The sequence below is a fragment of the Streptomyces sp. NPDC048001 genome, from assembly GCF_043203115.1.
Lineage (GTDB): Bacteria > Actinomycetota > Actinomycetes > Streptomycetales > Streptomycetaceae > Streptomyces > Streptomyces sanyensis.
The window spans coordinates 199006-224772 of record NZ_JBIDBN010000001.1 but is presented as its reverse complement, the minus strand read 5'-3'; the positions used below and the strand labels follow the sequence as shown (position 1 = coordinate 224772).

The 25767-nt window shown below is 76.2% G+C and carries 22 protein-coding genes; 14 read left to right on the top strand and 8 right to left on the bottom strand.

Going from position 1 to position 25767, the window contains the following annotated elements; translation table 11 throughout:
- Nucleotides 1-37: 37 nt before the first annotated feature.
- The gene (locus tag ACGF15_RS00935) at nucleotides 38-685 is read left to right on the top strand and encodes a GNAT family N-acetyltransferase (RefSeq protein WP_362611483.1); all 648 of its coding nucleotides are present in this window, start codon (nucleotides 38-40) and stop codon (nucleotides 683-685) included.
- Entirely contained in the window at nucleotides 682-1599 is a 918-nt protein-coding gene (locus ACGF15_RS00930; RefSeq protein ID WP_392796482.1) for a PaaX family transcriptional regulator C-terminal domain-containing protein, read from the top strand. Before ACGF15_RS00935 ends, ACGF15_RS00930 begins: the two co-directional genes overlap by 4 nt.
- A gap of 150 nt (nucleotides 1600-1749) precedes the next feature.
- Here ACGF15_RS00930 and ACGF15_RS00925 read toward each other — a convergent pair whose 3' ends face one another.
- The 4 genes from ACGF15_RS00925 to ACGF15_RS00910 all read right to left on the bottom strand — a co-directional run bounded on the left by ACGF15_RS00925 (nucleotide 1750) and on the right by ACGF15_RS00910 (nucleotide 5641).
- The gene (locus ACGF15_RS00925) at nucleotides 1750-2691 is read right to left on the bottom strand and encodes a cytochrome c biogenesis CcdA family protein (protein ID WP_392796481.1); all 942 of its coding nucleotides are present in this window, start codon (nucleotides 2689-2691) and stop codon (nucleotides 1750-1752) included.
- A gap of 6 nt (nucleotides 2692-2697) precedes the next feature.
- Nucleotides 2698-3303, bottom strand: coding sequence for a redoxin domain-containing protein (locus ACGF15_RS00920; RefSeq protein ID WP_392796480.1), 606 nt, complete (start codon nucleotides 3301-3303; stop codon nucleotides 2698-2700).
- A gap of 182 nt (nucleotides 3304-3485) precedes the next feature.
- Nucleotides 3486-4748: a YhgE/Pip domain-containing protein gene (locus ACGF15_RS00915; RefSeq protein ID WP_392796478.1), complete on the bottom strand. Its 1263-nt coding sequence runs from the start codon at nucleotides 4746-4748 to the stop codon at nucleotides 3486-3488.
- 185 nt (nucleotides 4749-4933) lie between these two features.
- Nucleotides 4934-5641, bottom strand: a complete 708-nt coding sequence (locus ACGF15_RS00910) for a class I SAM-dependent methyltransferase (protein WP_392796477.1) — start codon at nucleotides 5639-5641, stop codon at nucleotides 4934-4936.
- Nucleotides 5642-5889: 248 nt separating this feature from the next.
- Between ACGF15_RS00910 and ACGF15_RS00905 the strand changes: the two genes are divergently transcribed.
- Genes ACGF15_RS00905 through ACGF15_RS00890 form a run of 4 tightly spaced genes read left to right on the top strand, consistent with a single transcriptional unit; the run spans nucleotide 5890 to nucleotide 10704 of the window.
- Nucleotides 5890-7050 carry a polyprenyl synthetase family protein gene (locus tag ACGF15_RS00905; RefSeq protein WP_362611466.1) on the top strand — a complete coding sequence of 387 codons (1161 nt, stop codon included), beginning with the start codon at nucleotides 5890-5892 and terminating at the stop codon, nucleotides 7048-7050.
- Nucleotides 7047-8633 (top strand): phytoene desaturase family protein, encoded by a 1587-nt coding sequence (gene crtI / locus ACGF15_RS00900; protein ID WP_392796476.1) that lies wholly within the window; start codon nucleotides 7047-7049, stop codon nucleotides 8631-8633. Before ACGF15_RS00905 ends, crtI begins: the two co-directional genes overlap by 4 nt.
- Nucleotides 8630-9688 (top strand): phytoene/squalene synthase family protein, encoded by a 1059-nt coding sequence (locus ACGF15_RS00895; RefSeq protein ID WP_392796475.1) that lies wholly within the window; start codon nucleotides 8630-8632, stop codon nucleotides 9686-9688. Before crtI ends, ACGF15_RS00895 begins: the two co-directional genes overlap by 4 nt.
- The gene (locus ACGF15_RS00890) at nucleotides 9685-10704 is read left to right on the top strand and encodes a DUF5914 domain-containing protein (RefSeq protein WP_392796474.1); all 1020 of its coding nucleotides are present in this window, start codon (nucleotides 9685-9687) and stop codon (nucleotides 10702-10704) included. The genes ACGF15_RS00895 and ACGF15_RS00890 overlap by 4 nt, the downstream gene beginning before the upstream one ends.
- 59 nt (nucleotides 10705-10763) lie before the next feature.
- Here the strand turns inward: ACGF15_RS00890 and ACGF15_RS00885 are convergent, their stop codons facing one another.
- The 3 genes from ACGF15_RS00885 to ACGF15_RS00875 all read right to left on the bottom strand — a co-directional run bounded on the left by ACGF15_RS00885 (nucleotide 10764) and on the right by ACGF15_RS00875 (nucleotide 14868).
- Nucleotides 10764-12335, bottom strand: a complete 1572-nt coding sequence (locus tag ACGF15_RS00885) for an FAD-dependent oxidoreductase (RefSeq protein ID WP_392796473.1) — start codon at nucleotides 12333-12335, stop codon at nucleotides 10764-10766.
- Nucleotides 12332-13531 carry a lycopene cyclase family protein gene (locus ACGF15_RS00880; protein WP_392796472.1) on the bottom strand — a complete coding sequence of 400 codons (1200 nt, stop codon included), beginning with the start codon at nucleotides 13529-13531 and terminating at the stop codon, nucleotides 12332-12334. Before ACGF15_RS00880 ends, ACGF15_RS00885 begins: the two co-directional genes overlap by 4 nt.
- Before the next feature lie 308 nt (nucleotides 13532-13839).
- Complete coding sequence (locus tag ACGF15_RS00875; RefSeq protein ID WP_392796876.1) at nucleotides 13840-14868, bottom strand: sodium:calcium antiporter; 1029 nt, start codon at nucleotides 14866-14868, stop codon at nucleotides 13840-13842.
- Nucleotides 14869-15265: 397 nt separating this feature from the next.
- On the opposite strand from ACGF15_RS00875, the gene ACGF15_RS00870 reads away from it, so the two are divergent.
- Nucleotides 15266-15877, top strand: a complete 612-nt coding sequence (locus ACGF15_RS00870; RefSeq protein ID WP_392796471.1) for a class I SAM-dependent methyltransferase — start codon at nucleotides 15266-15268, stop codon at nucleotides 15875-15877.
- A gap of 94 nt (nucleotides 15878-15971) precedes the next feature.
- Here ACGF15_RS00870 and ACGF15_RS00865 read toward each other — a convergent pair whose 3' ends face one another.
- The gene (locus tag ACGF15_RS00865) at nucleotides 15972-18665 is read right to left on the bottom strand and encodes an AMP-binding protein (protein ID WP_392796470.1); all 2694 of its coding nucleotides are present in this window, start codon (nucleotides 18663-18665) and stop codon (nucleotides 15972-15974) included.
- A gap of 211 nt (nucleotides 18666-18876) precedes the next feature.
- Here ACGF15_RS00865 and ACGF15_RS00860 point away from each other — a divergent pair, with 211 nt between their 5' ends.
- The 7 genes from ACGF15_RS00860 to ACGF15_RS00830 all read left to right on the top strand — a co-directional run bounded on the left by ACGF15_RS00860 (nucleotide 18877) and on the right by ACGF15_RS00830 (nucleotide 25644).
- Nucleotides 18877-19896 (top strand): iron ABC transporter substrate-binding protein, encoded by a 1020-nt coding sequence (locus tag ACGF15_RS00860; protein ID WP_392796469.1) that lies wholly within the window; start codon nucleotides 18877-18879, stop codon nucleotides 19894-19896.
- A 5-nt stretch (nucleotides 19897-19901) separates the two neighbouring features.
- Entirely contained in the window at nucleotides 19902-21491 is a 1590-nt protein-coding gene (locus ACGF15_RS00855; RefSeq protein ID WP_392796468.1) for an ABC transporter permease, read from the top strand.
- The gene (locus tag ACGF15_RS00850) at nucleotides 21488-22522 is read left to right on the top strand and encodes an ABC transporter ATP-binding protein (RefSeq protein ID WP_392796467.1); all 1035 of its coding nucleotides are present in this window, start codon (nucleotides 21488-21490) and stop codon (nucleotides 22520-22522) included. The genes ACGF15_RS00855 and ACGF15_RS00850 overlap by 4 nt, the downstream gene beginning before the upstream one ends.
- 208 nt (nucleotides 22523-22730) lie before the next feature.
- A complete protein-coding gene (locus ACGF15_RS00845; protein ID WP_392796466.1) occupies nucleotides 22731-23102 on the top strand; it encodes a hypothetical protein in 372 nt (123 codons plus the stop codon).
- Nucleotides 23103-23113: 11 nt separating this feature from the next.
- The gene (locus tag ACGF15_RS00840; RefSeq protein ID WP_345608419.1) at nucleotides 23114-24697 is read left to right on the top strand and encodes a peptidoglycan-binding protein; all 1584 of its coding nucleotides are present in this window, start codon (nucleotides 23114-23116) and stop codon (nucleotides 24695-24697) included.
- Entirely contained in the window at nucleotides 24669-25187 is a 519-nt protein-coding gene (locus tag ACGF15_RS00835; RefSeq protein WP_362607253.1) for a protease inhibitor I42 family protein, read from the top strand. The genes ACGF15_RS00840 and ACGF15_RS00835 overlap by 29 nt, the downstream gene beginning before the upstream one ends.
- Nucleotides 25188-25233: 46 nt before the next feature.
- Nucleotides 25234-25644, top strand: coding sequence for a hypothetical protein (locus tag ACGF15_RS00830; protein WP_392796465.1), 411 nt, complete (start codon nucleotides 25234-25236; stop codon nucleotides 25642-25644).
- Nucleotides 25645-25767 lie beyond the last annotated feature (123 nt).

The window sequence follows — 25767 nt, the reverse complement described above, 5'->3', positions numbered from 1 at the left end:
GGGTTCGCAGACGGATTCGACGAGCAGGAGGGCGGACATGGACACGGTGCCGACGCGCGGCCACCAGGGGGGCGGCCTCGCACCCGTGGTGCACAGGGGCGTGCCCGAGGGCCAGGAACGGCAGGTCGCGGCGCTGTACTGGGAGGCGTTCGGCCGCAAACTCGGGCCCGCCCTCGACCCCCCGGAGGTCGGTCGCGAGTTCATCGCCTCCCACCTCCACCGCGACCGCGGCGTCACCGCCCTGTCCGGTGGCCGGACCGTCGCCGTGGCCGGCTACCAGCTCGGCGGCCGCGGACTGACCGGCGGAGGCGTCGGGGACGTCCTGTCCGCCTACGGGCTCTTCCGCGGTCTGCCCCGGCTGGCCGTCCTGGCCCTGTTCGAACGCACCCCGGCGCCCGGCGAGCTCGTGATGGACGGCATCGCCGTCGACCCGGCGCACCGCGGCATGGGCATCGGAGGCAGGCTGCTGCGCGAGATCGCCCGGGTGGCCGAGGAGTCCGGCTGCCGGCGCATCCGGCTGGACGTCATCGACACCAACCCCCGCGCCCGCGCCCTGTACGAGCGGCACGGGTTCACCGCCGTGCACACCGAGAAGACCCCCTACCTGCGCCGCCTGATGGGCTTCGGCGCCGTCACGACCATGCACCGCCCGGTCGGCACGGCGGCGGACGGGGGGTCGCGATGACCACCGCACGCCCCGCCCCCGACGGGCCCGGGCCCGCACCGGAGGTCCCCACCCGGCTCCTGGTCCATGCGCTCGTCCGGCAGGACGGCACCGTCGACGCGGGCGAGCTCTACGCCGTCGCGGGCGTCCTCGGGATGACGGACCAGCAGGTCCGCCTGTGCGTCAAACGGCTCGTCGCCGAGGGCCGCTTCACCCAGGTGGGCCGAGGACGCAAGGCGGTGCTGCGCGCGGTGGCCGACGCGACCGGATCGGTGGCCCCGGACGCCGCCTATGTGCGCCACGCCTACCGCCAGGACGCCGGACTCGCCCCCTGGGACGGCCGCTGGCACCTCTTCGGGTTCGCGGTCCCCGAGTCGCGCAGGACCGCCCGCGACACCCTGCGCGACATCCTGCTCCACCTCGGTGCCGCGCCCGTGCAGGGCGGGCTGTACGTGACCGCCAACGATGTCGGCGTGATCGTCGAGGCCCATGCGCGCGAACTCGGCGTCCTCGACGGGCTGACCCGCCTGACCTCGACCGACCTGAGCGTCGGCGGGCAGTCGGAGCCCCGCGCCCTCGCCGCGGCCCTGTGGACCCTCGGGCCGATCGCCGCGCGCTACGAGGAACTGGAGGCGTTCGCCGCGTCCTGCCTGGAGCGGCTCCCGCAGGGGCGCGGCCTCCCGGGGCCGGAGCGGCTGACCATGGCGGTGCGTCTGGCCGCCGTCTTCAGCCGGGCCATGGAACCCGACCCGCTGCTGCCCCCCGAACTGCTGCCCCGGCCCTGGCCGGGGGCCCGCGCCCGGGGCCTGGCCGCCGAGTGCTGGAGCCGCCTCGCCGCCATGGAACCGGCAGGGGGAGCCGCCGCGCCCCGGCTCTTCGCGCTCTACGCGGACACCCCCGCCGCCCCGCAGGGGGGTGCGGGCCGCGGGGGATGAGACCGGGCGGGCCCTGCCCGGAGCCCGCCTCCCGGGGCGCGCCGGGCCCCGCGCCCTCGGGCGCGCAGGCGCCGAGGCGGGGAGCGCGGGGCCCGGGCGCGGCCCGTGCGCGCCGCCCGCTCCGGTCCGCTCGCGCGCGGACCCGGGCGCTCAGCCCGGCCCGTCGGCCCCGGCCCGTCCCCCGCCGTCCGGCCGCTCCGTCTCCCGCCCCGCGGTCCCGGCCTCCGCGGTGCCCGTGCCGCCCCGCCCCGCCGCGCGGCGCCGCCGCGCACGCAGCAGGAGCGCCGCGGCCAGCAGCACACCGAAGACGGACGCGGCGGAGACGGGTCCCGCCGCGTCCACCGCGTCGGCGAGGAACCGCTGCACGGTCCCCGCCGCGTCGATGACCGGGTCGGTGGTGGCCGCGTCGCGCTGGAGGCGGAGCTCGTACCAGCCGTAGTACGCCACGTACGCCCCGGCCAGCAGCAGCAGACCACCGCCGAGCCGAGGGGCGAGGGCACCGGCGCGCCGCAGCCGCGGAACCGCGGCGGTGCGGGTGAGCGCCACGGCCAGCGAGGCCGCCCCGACGACCAGTCCCATGCCGACCGCGTACGCGGCGAACAGGGCGACCCCCTCGCCGGGGGACCCCGCGCGGAAGGACGAGACCACGATCGCCAGGAACGGCGCGATGGTGCACCCCAGCGAGGCCGTCGCATACGCCGCCCCGAACAGCGCCATCGAGGGCAGCGAGCGGGTGACCTGCGGGGCCCGGCGCAGCCGGGGAGCGGGGGAGGGCAGCGAGCGCCCGGCGAGCAGCCACGCCCCGGCGGCGGCGAGCAGCAGGCCGAAGACGACCGTGAACCAGGGCAGCTGGCGCTGCACCTGCCCCGCGACGGGCTGGACGGCCAGACCGAAGACACCGAACACCGCGGCGAACCCGACCGTGATCCCGGCCGTGGCGGCGAGGGCCCGGCCGACCGCGACCCGGCGGCTCGGCGCGTCGTCGCCGAGGACGAGCAGGGACAGGTAGGCCGGAAGGAGCGCGAAGCCGCAGGGGTTCACCGCGGCCAGCATCCCGGCGCCCACGGCGAGGGCCAGGGGGAGATCGGACACCGCGGATCAGCCGGCGAGCCCGGCGACCTTCTCGTCCAGGCCGTCCCCGCCGGGCAGGACACCGTCGTAGACCGTCTCTCCGGAGGCGTCGAGGATGACGTAGCGGCTCTGCTCGGTGACCTCGAACCGCTTCCAGACCTCGCCGTTCTCGTCGGAGAGGTGGGTGAACTCCCCCGTGCCGGTCTCGTCGACGAAGCGCTTCATCGCCTCGGTGCCGTCCAGCCCGGCGACGCCGACCACGCCGACCTCGCCCCGGTGGGCCGCGGCGACCCTCGCCGTCTCCTCGGCCTGGGCCTTGCACTTGGGGCACCACGGGGCCCAGAACCACAGCACGACCGGCTTGCCGGCCAGGGTCCTCGCGTCGAAGGGCTCGCCGTCCAGGGTGGTGGCGGTGAACTCCAGCGCCTCGGGGACCTCGGCCGTCCCGCCGCCGGTCTCCCCGGTCTGCGAGGCGGGCGCCGAGGGGGAGGACGCCTCCTGCTCCGGTCCGGCGGAGGCCCCGGCGGCGGAGCCGCCGTCCGTGCCGCACCCGGCGAGGGCGAGCACGAAGGCGGTCACGGCTGCGGGGATCAGGGTGCGGGCGCGCATGGCGTTCTCCTGTGTCGTCGGCACGTCCCCGAGCCTAGCCCCGCGTGGCGGGGCGGAGTCCTTACGGTTCGGTGACGTCCCGCCCCGGCGCGGGCCGCGCCCTGCGTGCCGACCTGCGCTGCCGCCCTGCGTCCCGCAGCCTCGTGCCCGCGCACCCGCTCGGCGCCCGGGGAGGCACGGCGCCCCCGGGCCCGTCCGGTGTCGCGTCACTTCGGGGCGGGTTGCGGCGTGAGCCGGGCCAGGCCCCGGCGGTCGTAGTAGCGCGTCATGCCGAAGCCGAAGACCAGGGCGAGGCCCAGCCCCAGGGCGACCATCGCCCAGGCGCGGTGCAGCCCCGCGTCCCCCCGTGCGTCGAAGTAGAGGATCGCGCGCACCCCGTCGCTCAGCTGGCGCATCGGCTCGAAGACCCCGAGGAAGCGGAAGAACCCCGGAGTGGCCTCCAGCGGGACGGTCGCCCCGGACGACGGAAGGGCCAGCGCGATGAAGACGAACATGGAGACCAGCTGGCCGATCCCGCCGAACGCCGCGTTGATCGCCTGCACGCCCAGCCCCACGGCGACCACGGCGCAGTAGGAGAACAGCCACAGCAGCGGCAGATGGGAGGCGTCCATGTCCAGGATGCCGATGGTCGCCGCCATCACCAGCGTGGTGGTGAGCAGGGAGACGCCCGCCGTCATCACCATCTTCAGCAGCAGGGTCGCGGTCCGGGTGATCGGCACGGTGGGGTGCCGGGTGTGCCAGGGCCCGATCTCGCTGTCCGCGTACCCCAGGGCGGTGTCCACGCCGCTGTTGACGAGGTTCCCGCCGAGGAACCCGGACAGCACCAGCAGCAGGGTGAAGTAGAACGCCGTCAGCCCCAGGCCGCTGCGCTCGCCGAGCGGGTGCCCGGGGCGCGTGGTGACGCTCACCGGGTCCGCCAGCAGCACCCGGGCCGTGGGGTCGGCGCCGGTCGAGGAGACCAGCTGCTCGCCGATCGCGAGGGAGGCCCGGTGGGCCGCCTCCTGGTTGATCCGGACGGCCAGCGAGGACCCGAGGCTCCCGACCCCGGGGTTGCTGAGCACCGTCAGCGTCGGGCGCTTGCTGGCCTGGCGCGTCGTCAGCGCGGCCACGGACGCGGTGAAGTCGCGCGGGACGACCAGGGCGCCGAAGACCTTGCCGGAGGCCAGCTGGTCCTCCGCCTCGGCCCGGTCCAGCTCCCGCCAGTCCACGTCGCCGCCCGGCCGCGAGGAGACGACGGCGGACGTGATCTGCTCGCCCAGTGTCTCCTCCTGCCCGGGCAGGGGCTCGCCCCGGTCCTCGTCGACGAGCGCGATCGGCAGCCGGTCGAGGTTGTCGGTCGGGGAGAGGATGCCGCCCATGTACAGCAGGGACAGCACCAGGACGACCAGGGCGCTGAGGACGGTCGGGACGAGCCAGAGCCGGGGCTGCCGCAGCAGGGCGCCCGGGCGGCTGGGGGGTGCGGAGGTCATGGTTCTCCGGGGAGGTGGCGGGCGGATCGGCCGGCGGCTGCCCGTAGCACCCGGCCGGTGCCGCGGGCGGTGCCCCGGCCATCGTCGGCGCACGGCGGGCCGAAACCCGGCACCGACATCACCGGCATCCGCACGGACGGCACCCCCGCCCGGCCCGCGGCAGCGCCGGCTCCCGCGGGGCGACCTCAGGGCCTGGTCGCCAGGAAGGTGTGGGTGATGCCCCGCTGCCAGCCCGGTTGGGGCCGTGTGCGCACCCCGTCGAACCCGGCCCGGCGCAGCCGCTCGGCGAAGGCGGCCGCCGTGTCGAAGTCGACGACGCTGCGCCACAGGTGCCGGTAGAGCCGCCCGTCGCCGTGCAGCCGCCCCCAGGGCAGGACGATCCCCGCCATCACGGCGGACCACGTCGCGCGGTGGACCCGTCGGCCGCTGAGCGCGTACTCGTGCACCACGAGGCGCCCGCCCGGACGGAGCAGGCCCCGGACCTGCGCCAGCACCGCATCGGGATCGGCGACGTTGCGGAAGAGGTACGCGGCGAACACGGCGTCGTAGGGTCCTCTCACACCGGCGGCCTCCGCGGCCTCGACCGGGGTGTGCACGAAGCACACGTTCGGGGGCCACACCTTGCGCCGGGCCCGCTCCAGCATGCCCGCCGAGGCGTCGACCCCGGTGATCGAGGCCAGCGGGGCGGCCCGCAGCAGCGCCTCGGTCGACGCGCCGGTACCGCAGCCGAGATCGAGCACGCACCGGCCCGCGCCGCCGCCCGGCAGCGCCAGCCGGGCGGCCGAGCGGCGCAGGTCGCGGTGGTAGCCCGGGCTGCTGGACGTCATCCGGTCGTAGGTGCGCGAGGCGTGGTCGAAGGCCTCGGCGAGGTCGGCGTCCCGCAACAGGGCCATGGGCCCTCCCTCCGCGTCCCGCCCGTCGGCGTGCCCGGGCGGCTCGCCCGGCGCACCGGATTCTCGCCGCCGCGGGGCGGCGGCCGCGGGGCGACGCGCCGGGCCGCCCGCCGCGGCGGCCCCCGGGAGCCGGTTCGGGGGCGGCTGTTGCTCTGGACGGCCCAAGGCGCGGTGCATCCGCCGTCCCCGGCGGTACGGAACAAGGTCGTGGAGCCAAGAGCAGTCACCGCGTCGGCAAGGGGCCCTCGATGCACGAACTCGATCCGCTGGACGTCGACCGGGACGTACCCGGGGCGGTGGCGGCACGCCTGAGGAGCCTCCTCGGCCCCCGCCGGGAGCAGGCTGCGGCCGCGGATCCCGTCTTCGCCGCCGATCTCGCCGACCGCGTGGCGGACTTCGCCCTCGGCGGTGGCCGCCTCATGCGACCGCAGCTGCTGTGGTGGGGGTTCCGCGGCGCGGGCGGCGGGTCCGCCGGAGCCCCGGCCGCCCTCGGCGCCGCCGCCGCGCTCGAACTGATCCAGACCTGCGCGCTCATCCACGACGACGTGATGGACGGCGCGTCCCTGCGCAGGGGCCGGCCGGCCCTGCACGCCGCACTCGACGGGCAGTACGGCGGGCACCGGCGCCCGGCCTGCGGAAGCTTCGGCAGCGCGGCCGCCGTCCTCGCCGGCGACCTGGCCCTGGTGTGGGCGGACGACGCGTTCGCCGAGTCCGTGCTCGGGCTCCCGGCGGCGCCGCGCGCGGCCGCGGAGTGGCGCACGATGCGCACCGAGATGGTCGCCGGCCAGTACCTCGACCTGCTGGGGCAGGTCACCGGCGTCCGGTCCCCCGACCGCGCGCAGCGCACCGCGGTGCTGAAGACGGCGCTGTACTCGGTGGGCCGCCCCCTGGCCCTGGGCGCCACCCTGGCGGACGCCCCCGAAGCGCTGGTCCGCACCCTGCACGAGGCGGGCCGCTCCGCGGGACTCGCCTTCCAGCTGCACGACGACCTGCAGGGCGCCTTCGGCGACCCCGGTGCGCTCGGCAAGCCGGTCGGCGGAGACCTGCGCGACGGCAAGCCGACCTATCTGCTCGCCGTGGCCCGGCAGCGGTGCGAACGGCGCGGCGACCGCGCGGGGCTGCGCCTCCTCGACGAGGTCGCCGGCTCACCGGACGCCGCCCCGCAGGACGTGGCGCGGCTGCTCGACCTGCTGGCCGACTGCGGCGCCCGCGAACTGGTGGCCCGGCGCGTGGGCGAGCTGTGCGAGCAGGGCGTGGCCGCCCTCGCACAGGCCGGGCTGCCAGCGCAGGCCGAAGCCCGCATCGCGCTGCTGTTCCGGAGCGCGTGCGCCCCCGCGCCTCCTCCCGCCCCGCCGCCCCCCGGCGGGGCCGTCCGGCCCGGCCCCGTACTGACCGGGGAGGCACGGTGAAGACCCTGCCGGGACCGACGGACCATGTCGTCGTCGTGGGCGCGGGGCTCTCCGGCCTGGCCGCTGCCCTCCACCTGCTGGGCTCCGGACGCCGTGTCACGGTGGTCGAGCGGGAGCCGGGACCGGGCGGCCGGGCCGGCCGCCTGTCGCTCGGCGGCTACCGGGTGGACACCGGACCGACGGTGCTCACCATGCCGGACATCCTCGACGAGGCGTTCCGGGCCGTGGGCGACTCCCTGCACGCGCACCTCGACCTCGTCCCCCTGCACCCCGCCTACCGGGCGCTCTTCGCCGACGGCAGCCGCCTCGACGTCCACACCGACGGCGAGGCGATGGAGGCGGAGGTCGCCGCGTTCGCCGGCCCCCGGGAGGCGGCCGGCTACCGGCGGCTGCGCCACTGGCTGGAGGAGCTGTACGCGGTGCAGATCCGGCGCTTCGTGGACGCCAACTTCGACTCCCCGGCCGGTCTGCTCCATCCCGACCTCCTCCGGCTGGCCGCGCTCGGGGGCTTCGGCCGCCTGGACGGCGCCGTGGGCCGGTTCCTCTCCGACGAGCGGCTGCGCCGCGTCTTCTCCTTCCAGGCGCTCTACGCCGGAGTGGCGCCCTCCAGGGCCCTGGCCGCCTACGCGGTGATCGCCTACATGGACACCGTCGCCGGGGTGTACTTCCCGCGCGGCGGCATGCACGCCGTGCCCACCGCCATGGCGGACGCGGCCGCGAGGGCCGGCGCGGCACTCCGGTACGGAGAGCGGGTGCTGCGCCTGGAACGCGCGGGCGGACGCGTCACCGCCGTCGTCACCGAGCACCAGCGGATCGCCTGCGACGCCGTCGTCCTCACCCCCGACCTCCCCGTCGCCTACGGGCTGCTGGGACGCACGCCCCGCCGGCTCCTGCCGCTGCGGCACTCCCCGAGCGCGGTCGTCCTGCACGTGGGAACCGACCGCACCTGGGAGATGCTGGCGCACCACACGCTGTCCTTCGGCGGGGCGTGGGAGGGCACCTTCCGCGAACTGGTCGAGGAGGGGCGCCTGATGAGCGACCCCTCGCTGCTCGTCACCCGGCCCACCTCCACCGATCCCGCACTGGCTCCCGTCGGGCGGCACCTCCACTACATCCTCGCCCCCTGCCCGAACACGGACACCGGTCCCTCCGCCGCGCACTGGGGCGAACTCGGCCCCCGCTACCGCGACCGCCTGGTGCGGGAACTCGAACGCCGGGGGCTGGCGGGGCTCGGCGGGGCGATCGAGGAGGAGTCCCTGGTGACCCCGGCCCACTGGACGGCCCTCGGGCACGCCGCCGGCACGCCCTTCTCCGCCTCCCACGGCCTCGCCCAGACCGGGCCCTTCCGGCCCCGCAACCTGGTCCGCGGCGTCGAGAACGCGGTACTGGCCGGCTGCGGCACCACCCCCGGGGTCGGCGTCCCCACCGTGCTGCTCTCGGGCAAGCTCGCCGCGGCGCGCATCACCGGCACCGCACCGCGCCGCCCCGGCCCCCGGGCCCGGCGCGCCGCCGAGCCCGGCCGGCCCCCGCGGAACGCCCGGCCGTCCCCCGAGGGCACCCGGGCGAAGGGAGCACCGGCATGACGGCGCGAGAACTGGACGCGGCGGGCGTCACCGACCCCTCCCTGCGCGCGGCCTACACCGCCTGCCGCCGCCTCAACGCCCGCCACGGCAGGACCTACTTCCTGGCCACCCGGCTGCTCCCCGCCGACCGGCGCCCCGCGGTGCACGCCCTGTACGGCTTCGCCCGGCACGCCGACGACATCGTCGACGACCTGGGCACCCAGGCGACGACCGAGGAGCGCCGCACCGCACTGGACCGGCTCCAGGCGCAGTGGCTGCGGGCCGTCGGCGGTGCCGCCACGCAAGAGCCCGTGGTGCGGGCGGCCGCCGACACCCGGGCCCGCTACGGGATCGACCCGCGCCACTTCGCCGACTTCCTGGCCTCCATGCGCGAGGACCTGACGGTCGGCCGGTACCCCACCTACGCGGACCTGCGCGCCTACATGCACGGCTCCGCGGCCGTCATCGGGCTCCAGATGGTGCCCGTGCTGGGCACCGCCGTCCCCCGGGCGGAGGCCGAGCCGTACGCCGCGGACCTCGGGGTCGCCTTCCAGCTCACCAACTTCCTCAGGGACGTCGGCGAGGACCTCGACCGGGGCCGCGTCTACCTGCCCGCCGACCTCCTCGCCGCGCACGGCGTGGACCGGGACCTGCTCGCCTGGAGCAGGGCGAGCGGCGGCCGCGACGCCCGGATCACCGCGGCGCTGCGCGCGGCCGCGGCGCTGACCCGGGACGTCTACCGCGCGGCGGAACCGGGCATCGGCATGCTGGACCCCGTCTCGGCCCCCTGCGTGCGCACCGCCTTCGTGCTCTACCGCGACATCCTCGGCGCCATCGAGAAGGACGGATACGCCTGCGTGCACCGCAGGGCGGTCGTCGGCGGGCGCCGCAGGGCCGCCGTGGCCCTGGGCGGACTGGCGCGGGCGCTGGCGGCCCGCACCCTGCCGCGCGCCTCCGCCTCCGCCCCGGGGCCCGGGGCCCCGGGCCACCGGGTCGCAACCGCCCCGCTCGCCGACGGCACCGGCGCGGCGGGCGGCCTCGGGGTCGGCGAGGAGACCACGGGCGGCCGGGCATGAGCCCCGGCCGGCCGCCGCGGCGCGGGCCCGCCCTGCCGCTCCGGCTGCGCCGGAACGCGGTCGCCTGGGAGCGCCAGCGCCCCACCTGGCGCGAGGCCCGGCCGGCGCTGATCGCCGAGGCCCTGCAGCGGGCCCTGGCCCGCCCCTCGGGCAACTGGTTCGTCGTGGGCGCCGCCCGCGACCTCGGCACCGGCCGGCCGCTCGGGCGGACGGTCGCGGGGACGGAGATCGTGCTGTGGCGCGACGCCGCCGGAGCGCCCCACGCGGGCCCCGGAGCATGCCCGCACCTGGGGGCGCCCCTGAAGGACGCGGCCGTCCGGTGCGGGACGCTCGTCTGCCACTGGCACGGACTGGCCCTGGACGGCGGCCCCACCGCCGGATGGTCCCCCTGGAGCGTCCACGACGACGGCGTGCTGCTGTGGGTGCGGCTGGACCGGGCCGGGGGAGAGCGGCCGACGGACCTGCCCGTCGTCCCCCCGCGCCCCGGACCGGGGTCCGCGGTCGACGCCGTCTACACCGGGGTGGGCACCTGCGAGCCCCAGGACGTGGTCGCCAACCGCCTCGACCCCTGGCACGGCGCCTGGCTGCACCCCTACTCCTTCGTCGACCTCCGGGTGCTCAGCACCCCGGCCAGCGGCGCGGCGCAGGACGAGGACGTCCTGGCGGTGGAGGTGTCCTTCAAGGTCTCGGGCCGTCTGGTCGTCCCCGTGCGGGCCGAGTTCAGCGCCCCGGCCCCGCGGACGGTCGTCATGCGGATCACCGACGGCGAGGGAGCGGGGTCGGTCGTTGAGACCCATGCCACGCCGCTGACGGCCGCGGGCGCACCCCGGCCGCGCACCGCGGTCGTGGAGGCCGTGCTCGCCGTCTCCGACCGCCGCGGGTTCGCCGTGGCGCGCGCACTGGCCCCCCTGCTGCGCCCCGCGATGCGCGCCACCGCCGCCCGGCTGTGGCGCGACGACCTCCGCTACGCCGAGCGGCGCTGGCAGCTTCGGGCCTCGGGCCGCTTCCCGGGCTGAGGACCGCGGCACCCGGCCCCCGCCGCGCGGCGGCCCGCCCGGCGTTCCGGGCCCGGGCCTCAGCAGGTGCCGAAGCGCCGCGCCAGCAGCCGCAGGACCGCGGAGCGGCCGTGCGCAGGGACGGTCCACAGGGTCTGGCCGCGCAGCCCCCAGCGCCGCAGGTGCGCGTTGGCCGCGAGGAAGCCCGTCGTGGCGGCCCGCTCCATCAGCGCCACGGGCAGGTCCGTGCGCACGAGGTCGCCCGCCACGGTCACCCGCGGGTCCGGGGTCGACACGGTCGGCCGGTCGCGGTGGCCGTCGGCCGTGAACAGCGGGCAGTCCTGCCGCCACTCGTCGCGCCGGTCGACGATGCGCGCCCGGGAGGTCTCCGGGTAGACGCGGTGCAGCTGCTCCACGAGGGAGCGGGCCAGCCGTTCCGGCGCGGCGGACGGGTCGGCCGCGTAGGCGTGCAGCTCCACCACCGCACCGTTGGTCTTCGCGGCCCAGCGGGCCGCCTCGCCCTCCCACCGGTCCAGGACGCTGATGTTGTCGAGGGCCCCGAAGCCGCTGGTGCCGAGGAACCCGGGGCGGGCCGCGTCGACCGGCCGGTCCAGCCACAGCCGGGTGACCAGGAACGGCGGGGCGGTCCGCAGCCGCGAGACCCGCGCACGCCACTCCTCGTCGGCCAGCGAGGGGGAGGCCGCCGCCAGGCTCCTCAGTCCCGCGGTGTCGACGGCGAGGACGACCGCGTCGGCGGCCTCGTCCCCCGAGGCGGTGCGCACGACCCGTACCCCGCCGGGGGCGGAGCCGATCCCGAGCACCCGCGCGCCGGTGCGGATCTCCACACCGTGACCGCGCAGATAGCGCGCGAGCGGATCCCACAGGGCCTGCGGGAACGGCTCGTCCGGCACGTCGAACAGCAGCCCCTCGGAGGAGCCGAGGAAGTAGATGTGGAACATCAGCGCGAGTTCGGCCGCGGCGAGCTCCCCCGGGTCGGCGAAGAAGCTGCGGGAGAAGACCTCGAAGGCGAGGTGGCGGGCCGCCTCGGGGAAGCGGATGCGGTCGAGCAGTTCCCGGGCGCTGACGCCCTCGTACCGCCCGGGGACCTCCGCCGCGCGCACGTCGAGCAGCGGCAGTGCCGCCCGCGGGTTCATCCCGGCGAGGTCCCGCAGGCCGAAGCTGGGGCTGAGGGCGGCGAAGCCCACGGCGCTGAGCGGGGGCGTCCGGGGAACCCGGGCGAAGCTGTCGTACATCCCCGAGGCGTGCCGCAGCGGGTAGTCGGGGAGCGGGCGGAGCCGTTCGAGGCCCGGGTCGGTCCTCCGCAGCAGGCCCCTGAGGTTGTAGTACTGCCGGAAGAAGGCGTGGAAGCCCCGGCTCATGGTGGCCGCCGAGCCGTCCGCCAGCTCGACGGGCCAGCCGGCCAGCCGGCCCCCCAGCGACGGCGCCTGCTCGTAGAGGGTGACGCGCACCCCCCGTTCGGCGAGGGCGGTGGCGGCCGCGAGGCCCGCGATCCCTCCGCCGACGACCGCGCACCGGGGAGGCCGCCCGGGCGGGCGGGGCAGCCCCGGGTGCGCCGGCAGGACGGCGCCCTTGCGGTCGCGCCCGCGGCGTGCGGCGGGCGGGGCGGTGCGTGCGGCGGCGCGGCGGCTCATGGGGCGGTCTCCCTCGGTGGGGTGCGGCGGCTGAGGCGGGGCAGCCCGGCGGCGGTGCGGAGCATGGCGCGGACGGGTGTGCGGAGCCCGACGGAGATCTCCTCGGCCCAGCCCGTCTGCCCGTCGAGGAAGCGGAGCAGGCGGTCGGCGGGGACCGCGTCGAAGAGGCGGGTGAAGAACTCCGGTCCGGCGATGCGCCCGCTGTCCAGGCCGTGCAGGAGCAGGGCGTCCATGGCCAGCGACCGGGCCGGGTAGGCGGGCGGGGGTTCGGGGCGGCCGCCGTGGTGCAGGGCGCGGGCCACGGCCCGCGTCTGGCGCTGGATCGCGGCGAAGGCGTATCCGGAGGAGGGGCGCACGGCGCCCCCGGCGGCACCGATCGGGAAGACGTGGCGGCCGTGCCGGCGCGGATGGCGCCCGTCGGTCATCGGGATGGCCCCCTGCTCGGTGGCGGTGACCCGGAAGGCGCCGAGACGCAGGACGTGCCCGGTGTAGTGGTGAAGGGCACGGTCGTAGCGCCCCTCGCTCAGCGGCGCACGGCCGAACTCGGTGTACTCCACGAGTGCTTCGCGGCGGCCGGTGGGCAGCACGTAGCCGAAGGAGAGCCCGTGGCCGGGCTGCGGTGTGCGGAAGTCCATCAGCTCCACCGTCCCGGGGTCGAAGACCGGGCTCTCGGTGCGCACGAACCAGCCCCGGAAGTGCTGCAGCAGCGAGACCCGGGCGGGGGGTGCCACGGCCGGCGGGCGGGAGTCGTAGACCCAGCGGGCGCGGAGCGTGAGCGCCGAGCCGTCCGCGGTGCGGCAGAGCACCTCGGCACCGTCCGGGCGGTCCCCGACCCCCTCCACGACGGCCTCGATCCTCTCCAGACCGGCCAGGCGCGGGCGCAGGCCGTCGGCGAAGTCCCCCGAGCGCAGCATCTTGTAGCGCAGGGCGCCGAGGTCGTGGGCCGCTCCGTCCCCCTCGCCGTCGCGCACCCGCAGCCGGCTCCAGTCGGCGGTGAGGAGCCGGTCGTACTCCCCGTGGCCGGGCTCCCAGAAGCACCAGGTGCGCTCGGGGGGCCGCAGCGGGCCGGGTGGGGCGTCCACCAGGACCACTGCCGGCGCGCGGACGCCCGGCGGTGGGTCCAGCAGCCGCCAGGCGAGCGAGAGACCGGCGGCACCCGCGCCGATGACCGCGATGTCCGTGCTCCGTGTGGCCATGCCCGCCTTCCGCGTTCCGCCCGTGCGACCGCGAGGGATTCCGCCGCGACGGGCCCCCTGGATGCGGAGGTGCGCCGCCGTCCGCCGGCACATCCCGCCGCCGGGGCGGCACCGGGGCCGCGTCCCGGTCGCGCGCGGCCCGCGCCCGGCACGGGCCCCGGTGGCGGGGGCGCGCGCCGGGGCCCAGCCAAGCAGCCGCGGCGCCGTCCCGGCCGCTCGGCGCGCACCGGGCCGCCCCTCTCACCGGGGTGGCCCACAGCGGACCGGGACGTCCGGGGCGTGCGGCTGGCGTCGAGGGGGTGCGTGCCTCATACGGCCAGGGCCGCCACCGTGGCCGCGTACACGCCGATCAGCAGGACGCCCTCGAAGCCCAGCCTCCCCCAGCCGCGCCGCTGGCGGACCAGCAGGCCCGCGAGGAGCACGGTGGACATCACCAGGGCGCCGCTGGTCAGGAACAACTCCTCCGGTTCGACCGCGTGGTAGAGGGAGCCGCCCCGGTAGACGACGTCGCCGACGACGAGGTTGAGCACATCCAGGCAGTTGCCGCCCAGCACCGCCGCGACGGCCAGGGTGACGGCGCCGCGCCGGACGGCGGCCACCGCGGTGACGGTCTCCGGCAGGGCGTTGACGATGCCCATGAACACGCCCCCGACCAGCCCCGCGCGCAGGCCCGTCGCGGAGACCAGGCTCTCCGCTGCCTGTGTCACCGCCCAGCCGCCGACCACCACGACGAGCGCGACGGCGACGAACTCGGTCCACAGGCCCCGGGTGCGCCGCCCGGACAGGGGGGCCGGCCCGCCGGGGGTCTCGGTGACGGTGTCCTCGGTGGTCACGGCCCGCCACAGGGGCCGGTGGGTTCCGCGGATCAGGGCGAGTCCCCCCGCGTAGCAGGCGACCAGGACCGCCGAGACGGGGTGGATGCCCAGCAGGGTCACCCGGGGGCCCAGGGAGCCCATCAGCGCGAGGCCCAGCAGGGTCAGGAGCAGGCAGCCGAAGAGCAGGTTGCGCGACGAGGCCGCCGCGTGTTCCAGGTTGACGCTCCGGTAGGCGGCGTCGGCCACCGAGACGGCGAGCGTCTGCGCCGCGATGCCGCCGACGGCGTTGCCGTAGGCCAGCTGCGGCTGCCCGTCCGCCGCGCTGACGGCGGTCATCACGATCCCGGACAGCGAGGTGGCCAGCCCGAAGAAGACCGCCCCGAAGAGCGCCTCGCCCCAGCCGGTCCGCTCGGCGAGCGCCTCGCCGAGGCCGGTGAGGCGGACACCGCACAGCACGGTCGCCACCCCCGCGAGGGCGAAGACCGCGGCACTCAGGCCCACCGGCCACGCCCCGCTCACCAGATCCGCCACGGTGCCTCCCTCCCTGCCTCGTGACCGGCGGCGGCCTCCGGCGGAGCCGCGCCGCACCGACCGAGGGCCTGCGGCCTCCGGCGGAGCGGTGCCGCAGGCCTCGGTCGCGGCCGGAGGCCGCCCGGCGCGGTGCGGCAGGCGCCCCTGCCCGCCCGCGCCGGTGCGGTCGGGTCGAGGTCGATCATCGTCCGCCGCGGCCGGGGCGGACGCGACGGCGGCGCACAGGGTCCTCCGTCCGGCCGAAGCCCGGTGCCCGGCCGCGGCGCGGCCGGAGCGGCGCTCCACCGGGAACGGCCGCCGCGACCGGCGTAGCGTGGCGGCGCCGGGGGCGGCCACCGCCCCCGGCGCGGACCGGTGCTCCGGGTGGCGGGGCCGGGGAGGAGCGAGGATGGACGCCGAGGCCTGGGACGAGCGGTACGGGACCGCGGAGCGCGTGTGGTCGGCGGAGCCGAACCGGTGGGTCGTCCGGGAGGCCGCCGGACTGGCCCCGGGCCGGGCCCTGGACCTCGCGGCGGGGGAGGGCCGCAACGCCCTGTGGCTGGCCCGCCGGGGCTGGCGGGTGGACGCGGTCGACTTCTCGCCGGTCGCCGTCCGCCGCATCGTCGACGCCGCGGCCCGCCATGCGCAGGACCTCGGGGCCGGGGGGCGGGGGAGCGTACGTGCCGAGGTGGCCGACGTCACCCGGTACCCGGCCGAGGAGGCGGCGTACGACCTGGTGCTGCTGTCCTATCTGCACCTGCCCGCGCGCGAGATGGCGGGCGTGCTCGGGACCGCGTGCCGGGCCGCCCGGCCGGGCGGCACCCTGCTGCTGGTCGGCCACGACGCCGCCAACCTCGCACACGGCACGGGCGGGCCGCAGGACCCCGGGGTGCTCACGGACGTCGGGCAGGTGCGGGCGGCGTGGGAGCCCTGCGCGGTCCTGCTCGTGGCCGAGGTCGCGCGGCGCCCCGTCGGGGACGCGGTGGCCCTGGACACCGTGGTCCGCGCCGTCCGCCGCTGACCGCGCCGGGCCGGTCCCGTTGCGCCGCGCCGCGGACCGCGGGCGCTCGCGGACGGTGCCCCCGCCGCAGCCCGGAGGCGGGCCGCCGCCCTCGTCAGCCGCGCCGGTGGTCGGGGGCGGTGCCGGTCGGCGCGGGAGCGCGGCGGAACCACTCCACCGCGGTCGCCGGGACCCGGGCCCGCGCCTCCCGGGCGGCGCGTCCGCGGGGCAGACCGGCCCGCAGCAGCGAGGGCAGTCCCTTCATCAGCCGGGTCGAGGCCATGCCGTAGGCGACGCCGAAGACCAGCGAGGCGAGGAAGGCCAGGTGCCGCGAGAATCCGTCGATCAGCGGGAAGATCTGCCAGTGGGTCAGGTAGATGTACAGCGAGTTGGCCGCCAGGAGGCCGGCGACCCGGTTGACCCGCTCGCGTCCCGGCAGGGTCGGCACCCACACGAGCAGGGTGAACGTGACCATGATGATCGCCTCCCGGCCCGGATCGCCGGGGAAGAAACCGGGCACCGTGACCAGGGCGGCGGCCGTGACCACGAGCCGCTGCGCCGTGGTGCCGGCCTTCGCGGCCGCCCAGCCGAGCGCGAACAGCCAGAAGACGGTGACCGCGTCGGGCATCAGCGCGCGGTCCGGGAGCCCCAGCAGGTCGTAGCGGGTGAGCAGGCCCAGAGCCGCCAGCGCCAGCGGCAGGCCGTACGGGAAGCGCCGCTCCGCCCGGTCCGCGAGGGGCAGCGCCAGGAGCGCCACGACGGCGACCAGGATGGAGACCAGGGCCTCGATGAACCAGAAGTGCATGCCCGTACTGCTGTCCTCGGGCCCGAGGACGCTGTCGAGCAGGGCGAGGTTGGCCAGGGTGTAGTCGTCGTTGACGAGGAGGACGAGACCGATCCAGGCCATGGTCGGCAGCGCGATCCGCGCCACGCTCAGGCAGGCGCGCCGCAGGCGCTCGCCGCGTGCGGCGGCGGTGAGGTGGAAGCGGGCGAAGTTGAAGCCCGCGAGGGCGAGCAGCAGGTGCGCTCCTCCCTTGATGCCGAAGACGTGGATGTGCGATCCGACGATGCAGAAGATCGCCATGGCGCGCAGGGCGACGCCGGTCTCCAGCGCCCGTCCGCGTGCGGGGCGCGTCCCTTCCTGCGGCCCGAGGTCCCGGATCGGCGTGGTGTGCCAGCCGGCGGGCAGATGGCCGAGCCGCTCCTCCAGCTGGAGCGACATCTCCACATAGGAGAGGGAGTCGCCGCCCAGGCCGACGAAGGTGCTGTCCGGCGTGACACCGGTCCGGTCGAGCACGCGCGCGTACAGGCGGCAGAGGTCCTCGGGCCCGCTGCCCGGCCCCTGCGCGGGGGAGGACCCGCCCTCCGAGGGCGCGTCGGAAGGAGCGTCGGCGGGGGACGCGTCGGCCGGGCGGCCCAGCTCGCGCACGGCCTGGTAGTCCGGCTTGCCCGTCGGCAGCCGCGGAAGGTCCGCCAGGGCGTGGACCCGGACGGCCCGGGCGGGAAGGCCGCACTCGCCCCGCACCAGGGTGCGTATCCGCCGCGCCTCGCCCTCGGCGGCGACGGCGGCCACGGTCAGGGCCGCGTCGTCGCCGGCGCACAGGGCGGTCACCCCGTGCCGTGCCAGCATGGCCTCGACGCGCGCGGGGTCGATGCGCAGGCCGAGGATCTTGGCGAACCGGCTGCGCCGGCCGACGATCTCGTACAGGCCCCCGGGCGTGCGCCGTGCGATGTCGCCGGTGAACAGCTCCTCCACGGTCCGGCCCAGGGCCAGGTCCTCGGGGGTGCGTGCGTAGCCGAGCATGACGTTGGGCCCCGTGTAGACGAGTTCCCCGGTGTCCTCCGCGGGCCAGTCGGGCAGCGGCCGGAGCCGGAAGGCGCCCCCCGGGATCGGCACACCGACGGCCCCCGGGTGGGACTCCGCGAACTCGGGCGGGAGGTAGGCCATGCGGGCCGTGGCCTCGGTCTGGCCGTACATCGCGAACAGCTCCCAGCCGGCGGCCCGGCCGAGGGCCGCGTAGTGCCGGACCCGGTCGGGTGCGAGCCGGCCGCCCGCCTGGGTGACGTAGCGCAGGTGGGGCAGGTCCATCGCGGCGAAGCCGACGCGGTCGAGCAGGTCGAAGGTGTAGGGGACGGCGGCGAAGGTCGTTCCGCGGGCGCTGCGGAAAAGATCCCAGAAGCAGCTGTCGGCGACGGAGAGTCCGGTGAGGATCACCGCCGCGCCGCGCAGCAGATGGCTGTGGACGACGGAAAGGCCGTAGCAGTAGTGCAACGGGAGGGTCGTGGCGGCACGGTCGGTGTCGCGGATTCCCAAGTACCCGGCAATGGATTCGGCGTTGGCCTGGAGATTCCCGTGCGACAGCCGCACCAGTTTCGGTGATCCCGTCGAGCCGGAGGTGCTCAGCAGCAGGGCGAGGTCGGGGTGCAGCTCGTGCGCGGAGACGGGGCGGCGTTCGTCGAGCACCCACTGCCCGTCGCCGCCGGGGCCCGCCACGACGTCCGGGTCGTACGCCTCGACCAGCGCGCGCACGGCCTCTGGGTGATCGCCCGGCACGAGCAGGACCGGGTGGCCCGCCGAGAGCGCCGCGAGGTGGCAGACGAGGGCGTCGAGGGTGTTGGCGCCGGCCACCAGGACCAGGCGGCGCGACGGCCCGAGGCGCCGTGCTGCCGCTTCCACCCGCGCGGCGAGCTCGCGATAGGTCACGAGGCCGTCGGCGGTGATGACCGCGGTGCGGTCGCCGTGGCGCGCGAGATCGCCGGCGAAGGGAACGTTCCGGGAATCCGGGAGCAGGGCGGAAAGGGCAGTCACGAGCGCATCTTAGGAAAGGCTTGCCTCAGAGGACAGTCACGGAAGCGTCACGGCCGAGCCGGTGAAGATCGACAAGAATGCTCCGTATAGGGTCGGCTTCGCCGAATCTCCCGCGAGGGCGAGAAGTTGCGTACATCACCTTGACCTTTAGGTTAGCTTTACCTTACTTATAGGGCGTTCACTTCTCTCTGCACGTGCAGGAAGGCCTTCCATGCGACGCCCCCTGGTCCGACGTCTGACCTCTCTCCTCGCGGCAGCGCTCCTGCTCCCCGTCGTCGCCGGCTGCGGCGTCGACGAGGACGACGCCGGGCTCGTGATCTACTCCGGCCGCAACGAGAAGCTGGTGGACCCGCTCCTCGACGAACTCGAGAAGGCCGTCGGCACCACCATCGCCGTCCGCTACGGCGAGAGCGCCGAACTCGCCGCCCAGATCCAGGAGGAGGGGGACCGGACCAAGGCCGGGCTGTTCTTCTCCCAGGACGCCGGTGCCCTCGGTGCGCTCTCCACCCGGGGCCTGCTCCAGAAGCTGCCCCAGGCCTCGCTCGACAAGGTCGACCCCGCCTTCCGCGGCAGCGCGGGCGACTGGGTCGGCACCTCCGGCCGGGTGCGCGTCCTCGCCTACGACCCCGACCGCGTCGCCCGGGTGCCCGACAGCGTGCACGACCTGGTCAAGCCCGAGTGGAAGGGCAGGATCGGCTACGCCCCGACCAACGCCTCCTTCCAGGCCTTCGTCACCGGCCTGCGGGTCATGGAGGGCGACGCCGCCGCCCGCGCCTGGCTGAAGGGCATCAAGGCCAACGAGCCGAAGGTCTACGACAACAACCTCAAGGCCATGGACGGCGTGGACAAGGGCGAGGTCTCGATCGCCCTGGTCAACCACTACTACTGGTACGAGCGGGTCGCCGAGAAGGGCGAGGACGAGGTCAGGTCCAAGATCCACTTCCTGCCGGGAGGCGACCCGGGCGCCCTCGTCAACGTGGCCGGGGTCGGCGCCCTCAAGGGCAGCGACCAGCTGCCGGTGGCGCAGAAGGCGGTCGACTTCCTGCTCTCGGAGAAGGCCCAGAAGTACTTCGCCGAGGAGACCAAGGAGTACCCCCTGGCCGCCGGGGTGACCAGCACCGTCGAGGACCTGCCGCCGCTGGCCTCGCTCGACTCCCCCGAGATCGACCTGGGCGAGCTGGAGTCCCTCCAGGAGACCCTGAGGATGCTCCAGGAAGCCGGGATGGTCTGACGCCCATGACCTCCACGGATCCCGTCGCGCCGGCGGATCCGGCAGCCGCCCCGGCAGGCGCCGTCGCGCCCGCCGGGCGGCGCCGCGCCGGGCGCCGGCCACCCGCCGCCCTGCTCGTCCCCGCGGGCCTCGCCGCGCTGTTCGCCCTGCTGCCGCTCGGCTACCTCGCCGTCCGCTCCCTGGAGCGCGGGCCCTCGTTCGCCTGGGAGGTGGTCGCCGACGGGCGCACCGTCGAACTGCTCGGCCGCAGCGTGGGGCTGGCCGCGACCGTGGTGGCCGCCTCCGTGGTGCTCGGTGTGTCCCTGGCCTGGCTCACCGTGCGCTCCCGACTGCCCGGCGCACGGGCCTGGTCGGTGCTGATGACCCTGCCGCTGGCCGTGCCCAGCTACGTCGCCGCCTTCACCTGGCTGTCCGCGTTCCCCGCCCTCGCGGGCTTCGGCGGCGCGGCCGTCGCGCTGACGCTGGTGAGCTTCCCCTACGTCTACCTGCCCGTCACCGCCGCCCTGCGCGGCGCCGACCCCGCGCAGGAGGAGGTCTCCCGCTCGCTCGGCCACGGACCGCTGCGCACCTTCCTGGGGGTCACGCTGCCGCAGGTGCGCCCCGCCGCGGCAGGCGGAGCGGTCCTGGTCGCGCTGTACGTGTTCTCCGACTTCGGAGCCGTCTCCCTGATGCGGTACGACACCTTCACCCGGGGCATCTACACCTCCTACCGGGCCAGCTTCGACCGCACCCCCGCCGCGGCCCTCAGCGTCGTCCTCGTGGCGGTGACGGTCCTGCTGGTGGCCGCCGAGGCCCGGACCCGCGGCCGTGCGGGCCACGCCAGGACCGGGACCGGGACGGCCCGCCCCGCCGTCCCCGCGCCGCTCGGCCGGTGGCGGCTGCCGGCCCTGACCTGGTGCACGCTGGTCACGGCAGCCGCCGTCGTCATGCCGCTGGCCACCCTCGGCTACTGGCTCGCCGTCGGGAACTCCGCGACCTGGGACCCCGCCACGCTCGCGGACACCGCCGGCACGACCCTCGGCGCCGCCGCGGCGGGAGCCGCACTCACCACCCTCCTCGCGCTGCCCGTCGGGGTGATCGCGGCCCGCCACCGGGGCCGGACGGCACACCTGCTGGAGCAGTCCGCCTATGCCGGGCACGCCCTCCCGGGCATCACCGTCGCCCTGTCGCTGGTCTTCTTCGCGGTCCGCTACGCCGAGCCGGTCTACCAGGAGCTCCCGCTGCTGATCTGCGCCTACGCCGTGCTCTTCCTGCCCGTCGCGGTGGCCGCCACACGCGCCGCGGTGCTGCAGTCGCCGCCGGTGCTGGAGGACGTCGCCCGCTCGCTCGGCCGGTCGCCGCTGCGGGTGCTGCGCGAGGTGACGCTGCCGCTCGCCGCACCCGGCGTCGCCGCCGGAGCCGCCCTGACCTTCGTCCTGTGCATGAAGGAGCTGCCCGCGACCCTCCTGCTGCGTCCCACCGGAATGGACACCCTGGCCAGCCGGCTCTGGACGGAGACCGGCACCGGATCCTTCGCCGCCGCCGCGCCCTACGCCGCGGCACTCATCCTGCTGGCGGCCATCCCCTCCTACCTCCTCGGGCGGCACCGCACATGACCGATGTACAGATCGCCGGAGTGTCGAAGTCCTACGGCCCCAACGCCCCCGTCCTGCGCGGACTCGACCTCTCCGTCCCCGCAGGCGCCCTGGCCGCGCTCCTCGGCCCCTCCGGCTGCGGCAAGACCACCCTGCTCCGCATCATCGCCGGATTCCTGCACGCCGACGCGGGCACCGTCACCGTCGGCGGCCGCACCCTGTGCGGACCCGGCGTCCACCTTCCCCCCGAGGCCCGCCGGATCGGCATCGTCCCCCAGGAGGGCGCCCTCTTCCCCCATCTGAGCGTCGCCCGCAACGTGGCGTTCGGGCTGAGCGGCCGCGACCGCGCAGCACGCCGGGCCCGGACGGAGGAGATGCTCGAACTCGTCGGCCTCGGCGGCTACGGCGACCGGATGCCGCACGAACTCTCCGGCGGCCAGCAGCAGCGCATCGCGCTCGCCCGGGCACTGGCGCCGCAACCCGAACTGGTCCTGCTCGACGAACCGTTCAACGCCCTGGACAGCGGGCTGCGGACAGGCGTCCGTGCGGATGTGAGGGCCGCCCTGCGCGCCACGGGGGCCACCGCGCTGCTGGTGACCCACGACCAGCAGGAAGCCCTCTCCACGGCCGACCTCGTCGCCGTCGTGCGGGACGGGCGCGTGGCCCAGTGCGGCACCCCCCAGGAGGTCTACGGACGGCCCGTGGACCCCTGGACCGCCCGCTTCGTGGGCGACGCCGTGCTGGTCCCCGGCACCGCCGACAGCGGCACCGCGACCACCCCGCTCGGCCGCCTTCCCCTCGCGGCCGCCCCCGCGGGCCGGACGGAGGGCGCGGTCCTGCTGCGCCCCGAGCAGCTCCGGCTCGCCGACACCGCCGCCGGCCCCCAGGGCACCGTGACCGACGTGGCCTTCTACGGCCACGACGCCATGGTCACCGTCACGGTCGACGGGCTGGAGGAGCCCGTCGGCATCCGGGTCGCGGGGCCGGTCTCCGTGCGCCCGGGACAGCGCACCGGCATCCTCGTCGAGGGCGAGGCGACCCTCCACCCGTGAACCGGGCCCGGCCCCCGGGGCCGCGTCGGCAGCCGCCCTGTTCGACCTCCACGGCCGGGGTGATCTCGCGGGCGGGTGCTGCGAGGGGGCCGAGGGACGGCCCGGGGCCCGAAGGAGGGCGGGCGCGAGCAGGGCGTGGGAACACCTGTACGTGCAGGGCGTGTTAGCCTGCCCGCGGTCATGATCGCAGGCACATGGGGGATTCGCGGTGGGCTCGGACGGCTACCAGGCCAAGGCGGGAATGACCGGCCCGGCCCGGCAACTCGACCACGCCGGCGGGGACATGGACGACGTCAGCTCGGCGGTCCGGTCCCGCACCACGTACGCGTACGGCGATGCCGGCGGCGATGACGCCGCGTCGGCGCTGAACGACTTCGTCAAGGCGTGGGAGGCCGAGGCCAAGACGCTGGCGTCGGCCCTGCACCAACTCGGCAGCAAGGTGCAGTCGGCCAGGAACACCTACCGGGGCACCGACGGCCTGGTGGGGACGTACGCGGACGGCGTCCCCGGCGGCGCCGCGGGCACCCCCGCCGAGGCGCCCCCGCGGGGCGGGCGCACCTCGATCCTGTCGAGCTACTGAGGAACGGACCCGTGTCGATCTTCTCCTCCCCCCTCGACTCCCCTTCCTTCCGCCTCGCGTGGCTCGCCGGCCTGTCCCGGAAGCTGCTCGGCGCCGGGAGCAAGAACGAAGTCCTCGACCTGATCGACAACGCCCTCTCGGTGCCCGCACCGGGCGGCGACCCGGGCGCACTGGAGGGCCTGGCCAGGCTCTACCACGGCCAACTCGGCCCGGTCGGGGGCGTCTTCGAGCAAGTCGACCAGGTGGGCCGCAAGGGTCTTCCGGAGGTGTGGGTCGGTGACACCAGTGTGCTCGCCTCCGAGGTGGTCAACGCCGCCGGGCGGTCGGTGAACCAGATGAGCGAGGCCTTCCGTGAAGGCGCGACGGTGCTGCTGACGCTGGCCGACGCCATCGGTGCCGCGCAGCGCAAGGACGAGCAGGGCCGCGGGCAGCTGCTGGAGCAGCGGAAGCTGCTCGGCGCCCGGGACGGCTTCTTCGACGACCTCCACGAGAACGACGGGGAGGAGTGGGACCGCAAGAACGCCGCCCACTTCGGCTCCTACGCGGTCGACCTGATGCACGACGCCGTCTCCGAGGCGCAGGAGGCCACCCGCGTCGCCGCCCGGGAGCTGAACAAGTGGGCCGCCGAGGCGCGGGCGGGGAAGCTGGAGACCAGCGAACTCACCGCCGTGGACAAGCTGATGCTCGCCGACACCGGCGTCGCGGGCGCGGACGCCGAGTTGAACGAGATCCTCACGCCCGGCGACCTTCAGCGCGCGTCCGCGCGGATGGACCTGCTGAACCTCGACGACGAGACGGCCATGGAGCGGATGCTGGCGAGGTCGGAGACGCCGCAGGAGCGGGCCTACCTGATGAAGGCCCTGGCCGCCGGCCACGGCGTCGACGAGATCGGCCGCTTCCAGGACAAGATCCACGGCAAGGACCCCGACTGGCTGCGCCGCCACCTGACCCCCGTGGTCACCGCCTCGGACAGCATGGACGACGAGGGTGTGGCGCCGAACGGCTCCAACAACAACAAGGACGTCGTCGAGTTCCTGGGCCAGCGGTGGGTCCAGGGCGGCGACGGCTCCGAGGGCACCTGCGTGGCCTCGTCCACCGTCACCTCCCGCGCCATGGTCGACCCCGTCTACGCCCTCGAACTCACCGGCGGCCCCGACGGGCAGCAGGACGATCCCGATGCCTTCCGGCAGCGCCTGGTGGACGAGCAGCACCGGCTGCACACCGAGGGCGAGGGCGGCGAGAAGTGGACCGGCATGGGCCCGGAGGGGCAGGAGCGGATCAACGACAGCACCGTCGGCCGCGCCACCGGCACCGACTACGACCGCCGGGACCTGGACAGCGCCGACGACCGCCGGGCGGTCCTCACCGAGGTCCAGAGATCGGTGTCGCAGGGGCGGCCGGTCCCCGTCGACGTCCGCGGCGAGAGCGGCGCCCACGCCATGACCATCATCGCCCAGGAGGGTGACATGCTCCAGGTGTACAACCCCTGGGGCTCGACCACCTGGGTCAGCGAGGACGACTTCATCAACGGCCGGATGGGCAAGGCTTCCAACAATGATCTTCCCGATGCGTACAGCGTCTTCATCCCGCGGTAGCAGGGGCGCCGCCGCGCTCGCGGCGGCCGCGCTCCTCGCCCTCGCCGCCGGCTGCGCCCCGGGCCCCGGCGAACCTGCCGGCGGCTCCCCGGACACCGCGAGCCGCTCGCCGGAGGACACCAGCATCACCGCAGAACCGGGCGAGCGCTTCACGCTCACCGTCCGGCAGAACGCCTCCACCCGCGAGTACTGGTACCTGGTCGACCCCCGGCCCGACCGCGCGGTGCTCGTCAGCCGCGGCACGGAGCGCGCGCCGGAGACCGGGGAGGCGACGGCCGGCGGCGGGGCCGGGCTCACCTTCACCTTCGAGGCCACGGGCAAGGGGACCACCCGGTTCACGCTGCTGCACTGCACCGCCACCACCTGCGAGGGCAACAACTCCACGCTGCCACCCGAGGAGACCTCCCCCTCCGCCACCCCGACCGAGGGGGAGGCCGCTCCCTCTTCCCAGGCCCCCGAGCGCATCACCTACACCGTCACCGTCGGCTGATCCCCCGCGGACCAGCGCCACGAGACGAGACACCCGAGGTCCCACCATGAACGACGCACCGCACCCGCCGGACCGCACCGACGACGAGCTGGCCCTGCTCGACATCACCCTGCTGCTGCGCTACGGCCTCGCCGCCGAGCCCGGGGGCCTGCGCACCGCCCTGTTCGGGGACGGCGCCGCGGCCGCGGCCGTCCTCCTCGACCGCCTCGGCACCGAGCCGCGCTCGGTCGCCTTCCTCGCCGACACCGTCCGCGCGGGCGGCCTCGCCCGCGCCGCCGACCTGCCCGAACCGCTGCCCCGCCGGGAGGCTGCCGCCCTCGTACGGGAGTGGCTGCGGACCTGCACCGAACTCGCGGGCGGCCCCGCCGTCGACGACTCCGCGGCCACCTGGCTGCGGGCCGTCGCGACGATCATCGAACTGAAGCAGCTGACCCGGGCACGGGGCCGGAGCAGCTGACGCCGGGGGAGGGGCGCAGCCGCCGTCCCGCCACATGCCGGGCAGGGTGACGGAAGCGCGCAGGTACGGGCGTCGGGCATGACGCCCTGTCGGCCCCGGCCGCCACCCCATCCCTCGCCGCGG